The 16,174-nt window shown below is 43.0% G+C and carries 13 protein-coding genes; 3 read left to right on the forward strand and 10 right to left on the reverse strand.

Features of this window, described 5'->3' with window-relative positions; translation table 11 throughout:
• Positions 1–2: 2 nt before the first annotated feature.
• Positions 3–899 carry a LysR family transcriptional regulator gene (locus CWC29_RS08945; RefSeq protein ID WP_128726299.1) on the forward strand — a complete coding sequence of 299 codons (897 nt, stop codon included), beginning with the start codon at positions 3–5 and terminating at the stop codon, positions 897–899.
• Between the two features lie 173 nt (positions 900–1,072).
• Here CWC29_RS08945 and CWC29_RS08950 read toward each other — a convergent pair whose 3' ends face one another.
• Together CWC29_RS08950 and CWC29_RS08955 are read right to left on the reverse strand one after the other, a co-directional pair.
• A complete protein-coding gene (locus tag CWC29_RS08950) occupies positions 1,073–4,759 on the reverse strand; it encodes a S8 family serine peptidase (RefSeq protein ID WP_138521509.1) in 3,687 nt (1,228 codons plus the stop codon).
• A gap of 256 nt (positions 4,760–5,015) precedes the next feature.
• On the reverse strand, positions 5,016–5,867 hold the full coding sequence (locus tag CWC29_RS08955; RefSeq protein ID WP_128726297.1) for a GNAT family N-acetyltransferase: 852 nt from the start codon (positions 5,865–5,867) through the stop codon (positions 5,016–5,018).
• 241 nt (positions 5,868–6,108) lie between these two features.
• Between CWC29_RS08955 and CWC29_RS08960 the strand changes: the two genes are divergently transcribed.
• On the forward strand, positions 6,109–6,804 hold the full coding sequence (locus CWC29_RS08960) for a hypothetical protein (protein WP_138521507.1): 696 nt from the start codon (positions 6,109–6,111) through the stop codon (positions 6,802–6,804).
• 54 nt (positions 6,805–6,858) lie between these two features.
• Here the strand turns inward: CWC29_RS08960 and CWC29_RS08965 are convergent, their stop codons facing one another.
• The 8 genes from CWC29_RS08965 to CWC29_RS09000 form a co-directional block, all read right to left on the reverse strand.
• Positions 6,859–8,121, reverse strand: coding sequence for a sensor histidine kinase (locus CWC29_RS08965; RefSeq protein WP_128726295.1), 1,263 nt, complete (start codon positions 8,119–8,121; stop codon positions 6,859–6,861).
• 21 nt (positions 8,122–8,142) lie between these two features.
• Positions 8,143–8,844, reverse strand: coding sequence for a response regulator transcription factor (locus tag CWC29_RS08970; protein WP_128726294.1), 702 nt, complete (start codon positions 8,842–8,844; stop codon positions 8,143–8,145).
• On the reverse strand, positions 8,844–9,755 hold the full coding sequence (locus CWC29_RS08975) for an alpha/beta hydrolase (RefSeq protein ID WP_138521505.1): 912 nt from the start codon (positions 9,753–9,755) through the stop codon (positions 8,844–8,846). Before CWC29_RS08975 ends, CWC29_RS08970 begins: the two co-directional genes overlap by 1 nt.
• A complete protein-coding gene (locus CWC29_RS08980) occupies positions 9,748–10,881 on the reverse strand; it encodes a type 1 glutamine amidotransferase domain-containing protein (protein WP_235956552.1) in 1,134 nt (377 codons plus the stop codon). The genes CWC29_RS08975 and CWC29_RS08980 overlap by 8 nt, the downstream gene beginning before the upstream one ends.
• A 114-nt stretch (positions 10,882–10,995) precedes the next feature.
• The gene (locus CWC29_RS08985; protein ID WP_138521503.1) at positions 10,996–11,640 is read right to left on the reverse strand and encodes a DUF6058 family natural product biosynthesis protein; all 645 of its coding nucleotides are present in this window, start codon (positions 11,638–11,640) and stop codon (positions 10,996–10,998) included.
• A 3-nt stretch (positions 11,641–11,643) separates the two neighbouring features.
• Complete coding sequence (locus CWC29_RS23710) at positions 11,644–11,814, reverse strand: hypothetical protein (RefSeq protein WP_235956553.1); 171 nt, start codon at positions 11,812–11,814, stop codon at positions 11,644–11,646.
• Positions 11,815–12,104: 290 nt separating this feature from the next.
• The gene (locus tag CWC29_RS08995) at positions 12,105–12,947 is read right to left on the reverse strand and encodes an alpha/beta fold hydrolase (protein ID WP_128726290.1); all 843 of its coding nucleotides are present in this window, start codon (positions 12,945–12,947) and stop codon (positions 12,105–12,107) included.
• A gap of 90 nt (positions 12,948–13,037) precedes the next feature.
• A complete protein-coding gene (locus CWC29_RS09000) occupies positions 13,038–13,988 on the reverse strand; it encodes a calcium/sodium antiporter (RefSeq protein WP_138521501.1) in 951 nt (316 codons plus the stop codon).
• 271 nt (positions 13,989–14,259) lie between these two features.
• On the opposite strand from CWC29_RS09000, the gene speA reads away from it, so the two are divergent.
• Positions 14,260–16,173: a biosynthetic arginine decarboxylase gene (gene speA / locus CWC29_RS09005; protein WP_138521499.1), complete on the forward strand. Its 1,914-nt coding sequence runs from the start codon at positions 14,260–14,262 to the stop codon at positions 16,171–16,173.
• Position 16,174: the final 1 nt, after the last annotated feature.

The raw sequence follows: 16,174 nt of genomic DNA on the forward strand, positions 1-16,174 counted from the left end.
CTATGAAATCGATTACTGAAGAAGATTTGTTTGTTCTTACCGTTGAATCTGGCAGCCTCAAATCTGCGGCTGAAGTGATAGGTACCGATCCCTCCTCGGTAAGCCGAAAACTCGCAAACTTAGAAAGTCGATTAGGAGTAAAACTTTTACAGCGCTCCACTAAGCAAACGGCCGCAACTGAAGTTGGGCTTGAGTACTATAAAGGCGTAAAACAATTACTAGATGAAAAAAGAGAATTGGAAGAGTCGATTTCAGGCACCTCCACACTGCCTTCTGGTACATTAAGAGTTGCAGCGCCACACGACTTCGCCGAGCGCTTCATTGCTCCTGTGATACAAACCATGATAACCACCTATCCAGACCTCAATATTGAGTTACTACTCGGCAGTCATTTTGAAGATCTCAAGGCTAAACAAATCGATATTGCAATTAGGATTGGCAAACTGGATGACTCCTCCTTGATTTGCCGACAACTTGGCCATGTACCACGGGTCTTGGTGGCCTCTAAAGCGTATATTGAGCGCATGGGACAACCACAACGCTTTAGCGATTTAAGCAAACTGGATTTTATCTTTTACAATAAACCTAAGCTTGGTGATCAGCTCATTCTCGGTAAAGGCCTGCATCGTGAAGCCGTTGCGGTAAGTGGTAAACTCGTCGCCAACAGTGTTGCTGTACTAAAAAATTGGGTAAACGCTGGCCTTGGTGTGCATTACGGGCCGCTATGGGCATTTAAAGATGAATTAACTATGGGCAGTTGTGTGCAGCTACTACCTGAACTACACGATGAAAGTTATCCTATCCACGCACTGTACTTGTCGAAGCAATATACTCCCGCAAAGGTACGGGAGTTTGTTGAGCTATTGACTTCAACCTATCAGCAATACCGCTTCGATTAACTCAGTTTTATAGTAAACAAGTATTAAGGCTAACTGATATAAGCTCAAGCCCAGCTTTTACTGTAACGGCAAAGCATGAGCTTAAAAGAAATTTACTTCATCAAGTTTTCGAATGCTACGCAAAAAAGCCCTACAGATTGTAGGGCCTTGACTATAAAGAAGTTAATCTTATTTTATTTGCGTCTACGACGAAGTGCCGCAAATGGTGCTGCCAGTAAAGCTAACCAGCCAAATGAACCCGACGAGCCAGTACCAACTTCAACTGGCTCTTCCACTACTGGTGGTGTCGTAGCCTCTGCAACATCAGCAACATTCACAGTTACCTTGGTTGGTGCAAGCATCAACGTACTTTCACCAGCGGCCTTCGCTGTGTATGTGAAGCTATCTACGCCGTTAAAGTCTGCTTCAGGGGTATAGATGACTTTACCTTCTTTGATTTCAACAGCACCATTAGCAGGAGCATCAACAACCGCTAGTGTTGCAGCATCAAAGCCACCTTCAGGATTGGCAAACGATACGCTTTGTACCGCGCGCTGATTTTCGCTGCCTTTCACCGTTAGCGTCACAGGAATAAGGTCAATATGTTGAGCATCATCATTCGCTAAAACATCAATAGCTTCAGATGACGTGTCTTCATCCATCTCTATTGTATCTGCTACACCTGCTTTGATATGTGCATTTTCAGCAAGCTTAACTTTAACACCAAGATTTACCGCACCACCCTTGTTATATTCATAAGCGATAACTTGTCCAGCAACTGGCGCAGTACCTTCACCATTGTGATACGTCTGAAGACCAACAATACCATTTGAATCCTCTATACCAACCGTTGCTTTACTTGGCATTTTTGGCACTTTTACATAGTTGAAGAAGTGCTCTTCTTCACCATTTAGACGGATCCAAGATTGGAAAGTGTATTCATCACCCGAAGTGTCTTCGAATAATCTCGCGTCAGCCCATTCAGTTACAAAGTAGTGTGTTAGGTTTTCAGGATCGTCCCCAAACGACAGAAGTGCAACATAAACTGCACCGCCAACAGCTTCATCAGGCCCTTGAAGATCAAAGTCAGCCCAAAGCGGGGCGATCAAACCGTTTTGTCCATTAACTGATGGTATCGCTTCATTAGAGCCTGTACCACTAGCTGAACCATTGCCGGCAACAATCAAGCCATTTGAGGTGATCGTAATATAACTATATTCAACACCACCTAACTTGAACGTATAGCCATCACCAATGTTTGCTAAGTTAAATTTAAAATCTGAATCATCACACGAATCTTCACAGGTTGGTCGATATTCCTTTCGAGCTTTAAGGTCAATATTTATTCCAGCCTCAATTGCGCTTTTTATAGATGATTTGTCAAGCTTTCCTGTCCAAGCAATGTGGCGAGTTGGAATATCTGCACCAGCAAGGATTTGGTTGCCATTATCCATAGAAACCTTAAAGCTGTCTGGGATTACTTCAAGTGAACTAGGCAATACTGAGTCAAGAGTAACTTGACCGTCAATAACATCATTCACAAAACCTAAATTCACATCAAATTCTGCTGAATTTGAAGCCCCTGATGTAGACACAGCTAAACCAGGAAGAGACGTTGATGATGCAAATGCAGCAAGAGGTACGTGACCGACACGCTCTCCCGCATCATTGTACGCTTCAATACGACCAAACTGCCATGCATCCAGATCGGAACCCGTAATGCTAAGTGTTATTGATGCTGACTTAGCATCGCCTTCCTCACCACGAGGTGCTAATTCGACAGAAGACGTTAGATCCTTAACAGCAACACCACCACCTATCGCAACGCCCTTAAAGTGCAGGTTCATTGCTTCAGCAGTCATGTTTTTCACAGTAACGCTGTAATCACAGCTTTCAATACATTGAGTTTCAGACAATCCCATCTCAGAGAAAGTCACTTTTGCGTTAAATGCTTTATCTAAATCAAAGCGTCCTGCACCAACATCAAAGCCGTCAGCCGGAGTCACTTCATCTTCTTTCTTCAAACCTTCAGTAACACTGGTATTGGCCAATGCTGATTTGATTTCTTCAGGGGTCCAGTCCGGATATTGCTGCTTAAGAAGTGCTGCAGCACCGGCAATGTGTGGACCTGCCATTGACGTACCAGAAAGCTCAGCGAAATTCGCAACACCGTCTACCGCCAAGTGCGCAGATAGAATATTAGTGCCTGGCGCTGCAACGTTTGGCTTAAAGATAGATGGATCGCCGTTAGGGCCTCGTGACGAAGACTCACGCATTGAATCACGAGCAGCTTCACTAATCGCGGTACGATTTACACCGTCAACGGCAAGCTTACCATCAAATCCGTCTGCAGAAGCGGCTGCAATAATCGCTTCACCATCTTCTTGGCTAACCATGAATGCAGGAAGGGTTTCGCCTGCGGTCGCCATCACAAAAGGTGTACCTACGCGATTATTATAAACAACAATAGCTTTAGCACCGGCATCAGCAGCATTTTTAACTTTAACTGAGAAATTACAATCGCCTCGAGACACTACAGCAAAAGCATCGGTGAAAGAGCCAGCTGGGAAAGGCTGACAACCAGTTACATTCTCTGCATCAACTTTTTCCGCTGCTACTGGTTTAGCAGAGATAACCGTACTATGTTCTGTATCTGAACTCGTTACGTGAAGAATATTTTCTCCACCGTCTAATGACATGCCAGTAGTGAAGATACGGCCGTGCTGAGTGTTTGCCACCGAAATAACTGATTCAAGGTTAGCTGGACCACCAATGGTGCTAGCGCCAGCACCGCCATTACCAGCAGAAACAACTGCAACAACACCCGCTGCTCTGATATTTTCAAAAACTTCAGCATAAGCACTATTTTCAGGGTGTGAACCATAGCCACCACCCCAAGAGTTGTTGATTACATCAGCACCGTCTTCTAATGCGTGCTCCAACGCCTCAATTAACATAATATTAGAGCCGCCCTCTTCATATAGAGCTTTGTAGCTCATGAGGTACGCGCCTGGTGCGACGCCACTCAACTCAACGGTATTACCGTTATAGTCAGCAGTTACCGCTGAACCTACCGCAGTACCCGCAACGTGAGTACCGTGACCGTCAAGGTCTAATGGGCTAAAAGTTTGAAAGTCAGGTTGTTCAAAAGTAGGTACAGAGTAACGGGCTACAATTAGTTTGTTGTTACAGAATGAGGTATCCACTTTTCGGCAGTAATCGTCTGATGGTAAGCCGTCTGTAGGCGCTTCCATACCAGTGTCGTCAAACATAGGATTAGTCGGAGTAATCCCAGAGTCAATAACTGCTACTCGAATACCTTTACCAACATTTCGGTCACCACCAAGCTTTTCCCACACTACAGGTGCATTGATTAAAGAAAGCGATGAGTCCATCTGAGCGTGATAGCGCTCTTCTTTAAATACGCGCGTTACACCAGGTAATGATTTAAGTTGTTCAAATATATCCTTTTCTGATTTAACAACAACCGCATTCATCGTTGCATCATAATGACGATCGATTTGAGCTCCAGGAATAGTTTGAGAAAGTTTTTGCGAGAATGAATTACGTTCCTGAGCAAGGGCTTGCCTCTGCGTCTTAACGGCTTGAGATTGCATCATCAGACCGTTGCCGCTTCGTTCTGAATTGATTGCGCCTTTGGTTTTCGCCAAAGCATTGCCTTCTAATCGAACGATATAATAGTGCTTACTTTCTGCTTTAATGGGGTTTGTTGGTTTAGCGTGGTTAGTTGATTTGTACTCAAACCCGTTAATCCCTGTTTTCACTTCTGAGCTTAGGTTTACACTAGCATGAGCGCTTGTCATCGCTAATGCGCCACACACTGATGCGGCAACCACTGATAGTTTTAGTTTATTGGACATTTTTACCCCTGAATTTTTTCTTATAGTAATATCATTGCAATCAATGCAAAAGAAAAATCAATATAATGTAAATCTGTACTGATAATCAACACAGTAAAGTTAAACTATTCCTACACAGAAATGCATATTGATAAAAAAACACATAAAACAATGATTTATAAAGAAAAAAAACACTGTAAAATTGGTAAACAAACGTAAACAAGACATTCAAATGTCATAATAAGCTGCTAGCTCACATCATTTTATTGACCAAGTATTAACCAATCTCAAACGATGTTACACCAAACACACGAGTTAATGGTAAATCAGGTTGTTCACCGGTATACATTCTCGCGGTTTCAAAGGAAAGTGACATCTTGTACTTTTGTGCAAGCGCAACAGCAGCTGCATTTACTTCTGGCACGTCCAAATAGATGGCCTCGGTTGTTGATACCTTAGCTCTAAGCGCTAAGAAAAGTGTCTCTGCAAGTTCCGCGCTATCAGCGTAAAGAGGACCTATTTTATAGCCGACGTGACAAGGGCGAATCACACCTATGGCTGCAAGTGTGTCATCCTGTTTAATGCCTAAAGCGTGGCAGTTTGGCTGGTTAAACCAAGCGTCAACAAAAGCGACTCTTTTTGCGGGGAAAAACGCACTGTCATAAGCAATGACCTCTTCTACCGGTAACCTTTCAAGTGCCACTAAGTTTGAGCAATCTGGCGCTTCGCCACCACCCACTCCTTCGTAGCGCATATTACGATAGGCGAGCTTAAAACCCGATTTTTTGTAATTATCTTGCTGAGCGACCACTCCATCAAGTGCGACGTTACAACCAGCTAAATATTGAAGCCCTGCCTGCCAAATCTGCATTCCATAACCCTGACCTCGATATTCTGGCTTAACGATATAAAAGCCTAAAAAACCAAATGTATCATCATATTTAACCACCGAAATCGAAGCGATAGGTTCATCGCCAAGATAGCCAATTAAAAAGCCATTTGGATCGGCTTGATAGTAGCACTTAGCATCACTAAGCCCAGGGTTCCACCCTTCTTGCAGAGCCCATTTTGCTGCAATTTCTAATTCAGTTAAGTTCATTACTTTTATATTGAATGTTCTATTTTCCACGGCGTATCTACTTTTCTCACCTGATGTAGTTTGTATTATAGCGGACAATCCAGCACTGCAATGGCCCTATCATAGGCATGATAAGCCACAAATTTGGAGAAAATATAAAGGACAGGCACGCTAACGCCCGAACAATTATGATCACTGATTGATTTTCCACGCGCCTCGCTATATGGTGTCCATCAAATACGAGCCTAACGTATTAATTACCAAAAAATAAACCATAAAAAGGAGTTGTTTTATGGCCCTCTACATTAAAGATTCGGCGGTCGCATGTCCTGCGGAAAAAGTATTGCAAGCTACTGACTTTTACAAGCCATTCCCGAGCACCCAAGATGTCGCGTTTAATGACACTCAGCTATTACCAATAGGACTACTTGACTATTCAAGGTTAGACGCAAACAGCGATGATAATATACTTATCGCATTACCGATTTCTATGGAGATTTTTGATGGCGACCTTTCCTATATCTCCTACTCATTGACAGACATTGGGTGGCAAGTTGACGCTCACAATGTTGACAATCTAAGTGAAGAGAAGGAGGATTTTGAAGACTATAGCGAATACTACCAGCAAGCAGCCAGCTTCTATGCTAAACATCAACGACTTAACTACTCTCTTGACGAAAGCGAAGAAAGCGACCCGCTCTTTGAATTAGGTGGCCAACCCATGCTCGGTTGCAATTGGGACGCCTATTTGTGGGATGAAGAAGGTGATGATGAAACGCGCTATTTTGACGCTATGGATGAGCAAAGCGGCGAGAATTACAGTCACTACTCCACTCGTGAAATTGGCTTTTTTGATGAAGAGCACGGTGTAGATTTTACTTATCTTGGTACCTTCTGCTTCTCTACTTATTTTGAAGGCGGTGGTGAAGGGATTGTTTTTTATAGCGCTAAACACAAAAGAGTATTGGTTATCGCCGAGTTTTCTTAAGTTCAATTAAATTCTCTCAAGGCACGATAACAGAAGTCAGCGTGCCTTTTTATCTTAAGCAAACTTTAAGTGAACCGACACACCTGTTTCGCCACTTTCAATCATCACCTCCACAGAAAACTTCTCACAAAGACGCTTTACTAGCGATAAGCCAATGCCTGTGCCTGAACTATTGGGACCGCGCATTCCAGACTCAAAGGCTTGCTCGTTTGCAGTAAAGATCTCTGATAACCCTTGCCCATTATCCGCAATTGTTAGTGTATTATCTCTGTAACGAATATGGATTTGCTCACCTTGGCTATGATGTACAGCGTTCTGTAGCAGGTTTTGCACCACCAATCTTAGCTCCTGCGCAGCCATAGAAACAAATACATTGGCGGGTAAGTCGATAGTTAGGACTTTATGCTCAAACAGCGCTTGATTGTTGATAATGCAGGCTTCAATCACGGATTGTAGATTAGTCTGTTCCGGTGTATCGGCTTTTTCTCGGGCAAGGGCAAGTAGCGCCTCTAGTGTTAGCTGTATCTGCTGGTCAGACTCCGCTATCCTTGCCACCAATTCCTGCTGTTTACTATTTAACTCAGTATGGTTGAGTAAACTGACCGCCCCTTGGGAAATGGTGACAGGTGTTCTCAATTCATGGGAAATATCTCTGGTAAATTGGCGTTCACGCTCAACGAATGCTCGAATGCGAGTAAGGGCTGACTCTAGCGTTTGTGCAAATTTACCAATTTCATTTTGCGAAAACTGAGATGCAAAATTGGTCGGGAGGTTTTCAACGGGACTTGCTTCTACAATTACCATTAGCTCATCCAAAGGTTTAAGTAGTCTTTTCGCCAGCTTTACCGTACCAAGCGCTAGCAATAGCGCGATTACTAAGCCAATCACCAATAAGGCCAATGAAAAACCAAGCATCAAGCCTCGAAGTTCGCGTACCACAAGATGGTCGCTTACTTCAGCAAGCAATATGCCTTGTCCACGGTCATGCTTGTTTAGAAAGACGATATGATAATGTTTACCCGCCTCAGCACTAAACTCTTTACGGTTTGGCTCCTCAGCAAGTAGCGTTTTTACCACCGCAGGTAAAGTATCGGTTGTTGGATGAAATGTGACGAAGTCAAAATGCGGTTCAGGTGTCTGGTTATTGATGATTTGAAGCGCTGTCTGCTTTCTTTCATCTTCTAAAATTTGATAAAAAAAGCTGTCTTCTATGATGTAGCTAAAAAGCAAAGTGATCAGTGAAAATAATACACTGAGCAGCACGACGATAGAGACAAAATAAGTGATGATGCGGTTTCTTAGTTGTTTTGTTTTCATTTTTCTCAATTGCTATTTCAGCTATAAATCCAGCACTAAGCCAACGCTGTGAATCGTTTTAATAATGGCAGTTGGAAATGGCTTATCTACCGCTTTGCGTAATTGGTAGATGTGTGACCGTAAAGAGTCCGAGTCAGTGCCCTCCTCGCCCCAAATACGCTCAACAAGCTCACTCTTAGATACCGCTCTAGGGTAACTTTCCATCAAAATTTTAAGAATATTGAACAAAATTGGCGGTAACACGAGTGTAGTCTCACCACGCGTTACCGTTTGATTTTGGTAATTGAGCGTAACCTGTTTATCTGCCTCCCCCACACTGAGCGCCCTTGCAGCAGGTATGGGATTTAATCGACAAGTTAATGCGCTGACTCGAGCTACTAGCTCCTCTAGTGAAAAAGGTTTGGTGAGGTAATCATCCGCACCCTGCGCAAATCCTGCTAATTTATCGTCCAAAGTATCTCTAGCAGTTAACATTATGATGGGAATATGCCTGTCGGCTTGAAGTCTTAATCGCTGGCAGACCTCAAGCCCTTCGATATCTGGCAGCATAATATCCAAAATAATACAGTCAAAATATTGTGTTAGTGCAAGCTCACAACCTTGCTCTCCCGTATAAGCAAAGTCCAGACTATGTCCCTGCATATCGAAGTAATCAGCAATATTACTTGCAATCGCGGAGTTGTCTTCAATTACTAATATATTGAGTTGTGAGCTTGTTTTCATTAATACCAACCTTGTAATTCTTTATAGTAGCCTTCAGGCAAGATATGCTCACCTTCAATAACCACGTGATGTTTTTTAACACTCGCAATAGCTTCGAATAATACTTCGTTCTCACGTTCGCTGGCGTATTCATCGTCATCTGCCGAGACCAACCACACCTTGGGAGAATCAACGGCTGTCGCAAAGTTTTTAATCGCCACTCGTGCCACCGCATTAGTCAGGTAAGGCGGCACAATTGATAACACATTATCCACTCGTTTATCCAGTGCAGCTAAAATTAAACTGATTTGACCTCCCATGCTGTATCCTGCAACACTGATTTGGTTTTGATCAAATTGCGATTGGGTTGCTATCCAATCAAGCAGAACTCTGTGATCCTTTACCGAATCAATAACCATGTTTTCATAGGGCTCGCGTTTTCCCCACCAATCTAAATCATGCATAACATCAATAAGGTTATAGTCAGGGTTTTTACGCTTACCATGGTTTCTGGAATCAATGGCAATCACTGCATACCCGTTTGCTAGTGCCATTTTGGTAAGTTCATCCGTTTGCTCGTATGTGTCACGTCCTTTAAAGCTTTCTTGTATCCAGCGTACATCACTTCGACCCATACCGTGGACCCCCACCATAACGGGCATTGGTTTAGTCGCGTCATAATTATTTGGATAGAGAATATGCCCATTGACTTTATCGCCATCAAACGTTTTGTACTCAAGCGCAAAGTGATTAGCTTTTAATGGTGAAAGATTTACCTCTACCGCCTTTTGCTCATAGCTATATATTTGCGCTAATTCCTCCGGCGTAACACTATATGGCTTTAGTCCAAATACTGCGTACCAAACAGCGGCAACACCTGCGATAATTCCAGTCACTACTAACATTGTTTTTCTCCAGCTTTGCTTAACCATAAACTTTCTCCTTTAGTGCAATCAGACTCTCCGCCGTCCCGTGCTTTTTAAGCGCTGCTTCTAATGTGGACTGTGCACCAGATATATCATTTAGTTTGAGCTGTGCATTTACTAGCGCTTCGTACAGCATGGGGTGATCAATATCTGCAAGGGTTAACTGCATCAACTCAACGGCCACCGCAAGTTGATGAGCAGTTTGCGCATGCTGCGCTTGATATAAACCAGAGATCCCGAGCAACATAGGATCAAATGATGACTTATCCGCTAAATAACGTGCCCTCGCTTTGCTGCTATCTGAAAAGAATTGCTCTACCAACAAAATACTTTCATCGTCTTTGAATCGCGGTAACTCGCTTACCGTCAGACCAAGCGCCGCAACCACCGCTTTAGCGGTATTTACCGTAGAAAAAGGGTTTTGTCCCGTGATCAATTGACCATCAATACTTACCTGATTCAACATCAATCCGTCTTGCACAAACGATGCACCACGCTCAATGAGTTTATCTTCAAGTAGGAATGGAAACTGTTTGGTCCACTTTTTACCAAACGCTGCCTCTTCTTCGTTAGTAAAACCATTTACTCGCTTGCCGGCGATTAAATACTCTCCATTTTCAAGCTTTACATCCACCAATGCCGCAGGACCATGGCAAACAGCACCAATTACGCCATTGTTAACGTAGATATCACGAATAATTGCCTGTAACGGTTTGGAGTCATGCAAGTCGAACATTGGGCCTTTACCCCCAACCACAAACACAGCATCGAATTGCGCGGGCTCTAACTCACTCAGTCTTTTAGTGTTTTTAAGCTGCGCCATCGCCGCCGTATCGTTACTGTATGCTTGATTATAGGGTTTGTTTTTATCGAACTTATCTGCCAATGGTTCACCGCCCTTTGGCGAGGCTAATGTGACTTTTACGCCATTTTGTTTAAACACGGCATATGCTTTACTGAGCTCGTCAAATTCAAACCCAGGTTTGCTTAAAGTGCCATCGGCCCCCATTTCACCATAGCTACTGAGTACCATGAGCACATGAGGTGTGTTTTTATCTTGTGCAAGCGTATTGACTGAAGTTGCTGACAACGCAGCAACGAGAGATAAAGTGAATAGTGATTTGTTCATCATCCTGTCCTCGGGCCTGTTGACCCTTGTGTTGTTTTGTTACAGACACTTTATGCGGACAGGTGTGAAATGGATGTGAAGTCAATTCACATGATTTAGAAAGCGAAAAACAGTTAATTATGATGTTAAAGGCTTTGGAAATTTTACTCTTACGTCGTCTATTAAGCGCTTGCGCGAGCTACGTTCACGCTCATGAGGCGCGAATAAAGCACTTGCCTCATCTAATAAATCGACCACTTGGTGAAGGTTGGTTAGTTCATCTGGGCTCAAGTGCTCATCTTGTGCTAAATACTCGTTGATGATAACGATAGCGGCTTCTTTATTTGCAATATCCTCAGGTAAACCGGTTTTTGTACAAAGTCCGTAAATACCGCCAAGGAAGTGTTGCCACTCACTTTCTAAGTGAGCGTCGATGTCTTGACCCAGTTTTGCATCTTGTGGATTAAGACCTTGCGTTTTTAATCTATGTAGTTGGTCTTTATAGCGTTGACTGAAGAGCGAAAAGGCTTGTGCTTCATCCGCTACTTGTGACACAGCACCAAGCCATACTAAAGTGCCTTGCGGATAAAATTCTAGGCAGCTTTCATCACTGTGCTCCCCAAAGAAAGAATCACATTCGAGCTTTAATGTTAATTTATAGGCGGCTTTTGGCATCAAACGTTTTTCAATTAACATAGCCAATTCAAAGTGAGATAGCTGCGACTCGCGTAGCAAGGCCTCTTTGGTAATAAAGTGCGCCTGCAGATAATTAAGTAGCTCCATTGATTATTCCTTTGAATTAGCTAGCTTTATTTTTGCCCTGAGCGCAGTCGTGATGATAATCAAACCAAGCAAGTTGATTTTTACTGCAATGGTTTCTAGATTCAACTGAACCGTTAACAACAGTCCTGATGAAAATTGGATTAGCGTATCATTGACAACTACGCCAATGGACATAAGCGCGCCCAGCACTGCTGCCCAATTTAAGGCCCTGAGTTGCTTTTGATATAACTTAAACGCGACGAATAAACACAAAAAGCTAGCAGTAAAGTCTAGAATTAAGGTCCATTCTGGGGCGCTAAATACGCCCAATAGAAATAATACAAACCCAGCTATTCCCGCGCATGCTAATAAGAAGGTAGTAATTTTTGAGCTATTTATATGGTGAGAAAACATCGATTTTATTTTTTATTATTGCTCGTTAGGTTAGCGGCATTATAACCACTAACCTTTCAAGTTAAAAAATATTATTGTACCTTATTCACCATTTCTTCAATATATTTAATGGCAATAAATGGATCTGTCTCATCAAATAGGTGAGAAGCGTATTTCATGGTAACAGAGGTGACATTGTCACCAATTTCTTGCAGTTTTATCTGGGAATCTTTTGACGTTTGAGTATAAACATCAACATCAGCATAACTCATGCCGGTAGAGCGGATAGTCACATGAGGGATCCCACGCGACAGTATCGTAACTGGCATTTTCCGGTTAATTTTATACATCTCTGTATGGGCAGAAGCTTCTTCCAAATCTTCTAGTGAATGAGTATCTCTCTCCCAGTTGACGATCCAATCCATGATCTTCCATGCTTCTTTGGACATCTTACTTTTCATATTGTGATACCAAGACTCATGAGCGATATCAATAAGTACCATCCCTTTCACTTTTTCAGGGTTTCGGTTGGCATAGGCTCTTGCTACAAAACCACCAAAAGAGTGAGGTACAAGTACCAAATTATCCATTTTAGTGGCTTGAGTGAATGCCTCAAGCTCTTGTGTAAGCTCCAACATAGTCCGTACTCGAGGCTTGGCAAAAGTGCTTTTTCCGGTGCCCGCTCTATCATAAAAACATAAGCGATAGCCTTTTGGATTTATGTTATGAATGGTGTTTTTGTAGGTTTCATGAGCATCAAGGCCCATTCCAGCAAGTAAAAGTGCCGTTGTTTCGCCCTCTCCTTTGCAAGCATAGGCAAGTTTGTTGCCGTTTATTTCCACATATTGATAATTGTGCTCATGAACTGATTGGTTGGCGCTGGCCACTGAACTACAAGCGACGAGCCCGAGTACTGCTGATGTTATTATTTTCATTGTCCTTTCTCATTTATTGTTTGCTCCAAAAACATACTAAGCAATTCTTTTAATGAATTCAATAAAGTTTCAGAAACTTCTGAAACTTTATTATATCAAAGTGTAAACAAAGTATGCGACGTAGCCTATAAATAAGATGCCTCCCTCTTTGCGACTGAGCATTAACCCAGAAATAAGTAATGGCGTACAAAGTATCGTTGCAACGATCATGACTGAAATATCAATACTCAGCATACGGCTTGTCACTTCTAAAGGAGTGGCGCTGATAAGTCCTGTCACGCCAAGTACACCCAATGAATTGAATAAATTACTACCAATAACATTGCCTACCGCAATATCAGCATGCCCTTTTATACTCGCCATGATTGAGGTAACCACTTCTGGTAGCGACGTGCCAATAGCAATAATAGTTAAGCCAATCATTACTTCATCCACTGCTAAAGCACGGGCTAGTTGCACCGCATTATCCACCATAAGTTTTGCACCAAGGATTAACAAGCCAAGCCCTACGATAAATAGCAGCATGCTAACTGCGCGCTCACGCCAACGGTTTGGTTGTTGTGATGGCGTCGGTTCATTATTCTTATTACTAAGCACGCGGCCTTGGGTAAACAAATAAACGACATAAAATAACAAAAGCGAGCACAATAATGCTGCGTCTAACTGACTGAGCCTGCCATCCCAGACTAATGCAGTGACAATAAAACTGGCGATCACTAGCATTGGAATATCTCGTTTCACTAATTCTTGTGAAACTACCAGTGGCGCTATCAGTGCAGATACACCGAGTATAAACAGAATATTAAAGGTATTGCTGCCTAACACATTAGCAAAAGCGAGACTACCTTGCCCCGTAACTGCTGACTGAATACTGACAGTAAGCTCAGGAGCACTAGTACCAAATGACACTATCGTTAACCCAATCAAGACGCTTGGAACATTAAAACTTGCAGCTAGCTTAGAGGCACCCGCGACTAAACGGTCAGCACCAAAGACCAAGAGTGATAAGCCTAAAACGATATAAATAAGATTGATTGTCATTGAAGCAAACCTTGCGTATTGATGGAACGTTAGCTAGAAATAACCATGAGAATAGAAATTACTACTTCTTGTTTACTCTCACTTAATTCACGTTATATCGCAACTAAACCGAGGGTAAGATTTGTCACTCTTGACGAGCAAAATAACTCATTAGACTGAGACTCTCTATTTGTGTCTAATGCGCGAAAATTAATAAGACCTTTCACTCAGTGAGTAGCCGCCAATGATGGCGCACTGCAGGCTGAACTCTAACTTATGTTAAGGAACTTGAATGACCAAATTTATCTCTTCTGAGCAAGCACGTGAATGCTACAACGTGCGCCACTGGAGCCAAGGCTTCTTTGGTATTAATGATCAGGGAGAGGTTACTGCGATGCCGAACCAACAGCAACCACAGCACGCCGTAACTCTGACAAACATTGCACAACAAATTAAATCTGAGGGTTATACCCTACCTGCGCTAGTACGTTTTCCACAAATTTTAGAGCAGCGTGTACATAATATTGTTGGTGCGTTTAATCAGGCGATTACTGATTACAGCTACCCAGAAGATTATTTATTGGTTTACCCAATTAAAGTAAACCAACAAAAAGAAGTCATTGAGGGGCTGATTGCAAGCCAAGCGGCAAGTGATAAAAAACAGCTTGGCTTAGAGGCTGGCAGTAAAGCTGAGTTACTTACTGTATTGGCGCTCAGTGAAAAGACCAGCGCAGTGATCGTGTGTAACGGCTACAAAGACAGAGAATATGTCCGTCTTGCACTTATCGGTGAAAAATTAGGTCATCAAGTTTATATCGTTTTAGAAAAACGTTCTGAGCTCGACATCGTGATGGCAGAAGCCAAAGCACTAAACGTGAAACCACGCTTAGGCTTACGCATTCGTTTGGCATCACAAGGTAAAGGCAAATGGCAAGCAAGCGGCGGCGAAAAGTCCAAATTTGGCCTGTCTGCATCGCAAGTGCTTACGGTTGTTAACCAATTAAAGCACGCTGACATGCTAGACGCGCTGCAACTGGTGCACTTTCACTTAGGCTCGCAAATGGCCAACATTCGTGACGTGCGCGTTGGTGTGGGTGAAGCCGCTAGATTCTACTGCGAATTACGCCGTTTAGGTGCAAACCTGTTGAATTTAGACGTAGGTGGCGGGCTTGCAGTAGATTACGATGGAACGCGCAGCCAGTCGTCCAACTCAATGAACTACAGCTTAGCTGAATATGCAAACAACATCGTTTACACCGTAGGCGATACCTGTAAGCAATACAATCAGCCAATGCCAAAGATTATCTCTGAGTCGGGTCGTGCGTTAACTGCCCATCATGCGGTATTAATCACCGATGTGATTGGCACCGAAAGCTACCAAGTAGAAGAGATAACTGCACCAGTGAGTGAAGCTCCAAGACTGCTACACAATATGTGGACGTCTTGGCAGGCACTCAACGAGCAGAGTGATGACCGTGCGTTGATTGAAATTTTTCATGATACGCAAGGCGACTTGGCAGAAGTACACAGCCAATTTGCGATGGGCCTATTAAGTCTTGAGCAAAGAGCTTGGGCGGAGCAAGTAAATCTGCGTGTTTGTTATGAGCTAAACAAGCGTATGGACAACAAAAACCGTTTCCATCGCCCAATTATTGACGAACTCAGTGCTAAGCTTGCGGATAAATTCTTTGTGAATTTCTCGCTATTTCAATCTTTGCCTGACGCTTGGGGGATTGAACAGGTATTCCCTGTATTGCCACTTAGCGGATTAACAGAAGCACCAAAGCGCCGCGCGGTATTGCTGGATATTACCTGTGATTCTGACGGTACGGTGGAGCATTATGTGGATGGCCAAGGTATTGAAGCAACATTGCCTGTACCTGAGTTTTGCAAAGATAAACCCTATTTACTGGGATTTTTCTTGGTGGGTGCATACCAAGAGATTTTAGGTGACATGCACAATCTATTTGGCGACACTCACACCGTTGTAGCCACATTAGACGATCAGGGTGAGCTATCGCTGGGTAATATCGATGCAGGCGACACCGTTGCCGATATGATGCGTTATGTACACCTTGATGTTGAACAATTTAAGCGTAACTTTGCCAACCTTGTTGAAAGCAAACTACCGCTTGAAGAGCAAGCAACCTGCCTAGCAGAGCTTGAAACCGGCCTTGACGGCTATACTTATTTGGAAGATTTTTAAC

This window comes from Pseudoalteromonas galatheae, from assembly GCF_005886105.2.
Lineage (GTDB): Bacteria > Pseudomonadota > Gammaproteobacteria > Enterobacterales > Alteromonadaceae > Pseudoalteromonas > Pseudoalteromonas galatheae.

Bases quoted from the DNA above. Each gene is read 5' to 3' on its own strand.
- CWC29_RS08945 (WP_128726299.1), top strand. From the start codon at position 3: ATGAAATCGATTACTGAAGAAGATTTGTTTGTTCTTACCGTTGAATCT.
- CWC29_RS08950 (WP_138521509.1), bottom strand. From the start codon at position 4,759: ATGTCCAATAAACTAAAACTATCAGTGGTTGCCGCATCAGTGTGTGGC.
- CWC29_RS08960 (WP_138521507.1), top strand. From the start codon at position 6,109: ATGGCCCTCTACATTAAAGATTCGGCGGTCGCATGTCCTGCGGAAAAA.
- CWC29_RS08965 (WP_128726295.1), bottom strand. From the start codon at position 8,121: ATGAAAACAAAACAACTAAGAAACCGCATCATCACTTATTTTGTCTCT.
- CWC29_RS08970 (WP_128726294.1), bottom strand. From the start codon at position 8,844: ATGAAAACAAGCTCACAACTCAATATATTAGTAATTGAAGACAACTCC.
- CWC29_RS08975 (WP_138521505.1), bottom strand. From the start codon at position 9,755: ATGGTTAAGCAAAGCTGGAGAAAAACAATGTTAGTAGTGACTGGAATT.
- CWC29_RS08980 (WP_235956552.1), bottom strand. From the start codon at position 10,881: ATGATGAACAAATCACTATTCACTTTATCTCTCGTTGCTGCGTTGTCA.
- CWC29_RS08985 (WP_138521503.1), bottom strand. From the start codon at position 11,640: ATGGAGCTACTTAATTATCTGCAGGCGCACTTTATTACCAAAGAGGCC.
- CWC29_RS23710 (WP_235956553.1), bottom strand. From the start codon at position 11,814: ATGTCCATTGGCGTAGTTGTCAATGATACGCTAATCCAATTTTCATCA.
- CWC29_RS08995 (WP_128726290.1), bottom strand. From the start codon at position 12,947: ATGAAAATAATAACATCAGCAGTACTCGGGCTCGTCGCTTGTAGTTCA.
- CWC29_RS09000 (WP_138521501.1), bottom strand. From the start codon at position 13,988: ATGACAATCAATCTTATTTATATCGTTTTAGGCTTATCACTCTTGGTC.
- speA (WP_138521499.1), top strand. From the start codon at position 14,260: ATGACCAAATTTATCTCTTCTGAGCAAGCACGTGAATGCTACAACGTG.